Source organism: Streptomyces mabaensis (assembly GCF_053763515.1).
Map to the genome: position 1 here is coordinate 1 of NZ_JBSOPZ010000086.1, position 1,186 is coordinate 1,186.

Genomic DNA, 1,186 nt, shown 5'->3' on the forward strand with positions numbered 1-1,186 from the left:
GAGGACCTTGACGAACGAGATCCGGTCGGGGTCCAGACCCTCGCCGTCGGCCAGCCGCATGATGATCCGGTTCAGGCAGTGATGGAGGGTCAGGTGGGCCCAGATCTCCTGCCGCACCAGTTCCGGCGACACCGACCGCAGCACCTCGGCCTTTCCCCGCTGAAAGGTCTTCAGCTGCCGGTAAGCGGATTCGACCTCCCAGCGCTCGTGATACAGGGCTGCCAACTCCTCGGCGGGCCAGGCCCCGGGATCGAGCAGGTCGGTCAGCAGCCGGATTGTCTCGCCGCCGTCGACCTGATAGTCGATCACCCTCACTGTCACCCCGCCCGGATGGGAGCGCCGCTGCCCGGCGAGATTCATCCGGGTCAGATAGGTCCCGTCAGGCAGGACCTCCATGGGCTTCGCGGCGACGAAGGTGCGGGCTCTGATCAGCAGGTGTGCTCCGGCCTGCGTGTAGGCCTTCCACAGTGCGACACCGGGGAAGGCCCGGTCCATGATCACCAGCATGCCGACGGCACTGCCGGCCATCTCTGTCGCCAGCGCGGGCTCGCCACCACCACTCCTGAAGCTGCCTATCCGCGCGTCGATCGTCGCGTGCGTGCCAGTCTCGGTCAGCGTCACCACTCTGGCCTGCGGGAACCCGATGGGCCGGCCGGCACTGTCCACCTGCCCGCCAAAAGCGGCACGTGTCGTATCGTTCTCCGGCACGTCCAGCAAGAACCCATCGACCGCGGCGACTCTCATCCCGCGCCAGAACGCCGCCTCGAGTGTCGACGGAGCGATCGCCCCCGCCACACGGCGGAACACTCCTTCCAACGGCGCGGCCCCAAGCTGCTGCCGGGCCCTGGTGAACGACGATTTGTTCGGGACCGACTGGTCCATCTCGCCCAGGGCCCCGACAACGTTCTCCGCGACATCGTCGTAGGAGTCCTGCTGGAACAGCGCCAGAGCCAGCACGAAGTAGACCATGAACCGGCTCGACAGGGGACGGGGCTTGGCATCCCGCCGACCACACGCGGCCAGCACCTCGTCCACCAGCTCAGGAACGATCCACTCGGTGAGCAACCCGAGCCGGACCTCATCGGATAACCCGATCCATGGATGCATGTCCGGTCAACGAACCAGCACCCCGGCAGTCACCGTGCCCGGGAGAGGAACTACTTGCACCTCTCAAGCAACGGCATTG

General features: G+C 66.5%; 1 protein-coding gene. It reads right to left on the reverse strand.

Going from position 1 to position 1,186, the window contains the following annotated elements:
• Positions 1-1,107 (reverse strand): IS4 family transposase (locus ACWV17_RS33815; RefSeq protein WP_455362668.1); only part of this gene is annotated, 1,107 nt, incomplete at its 3' end.
• Positions 1,108-1,186 lie beyond the last annotated feature (79 nt).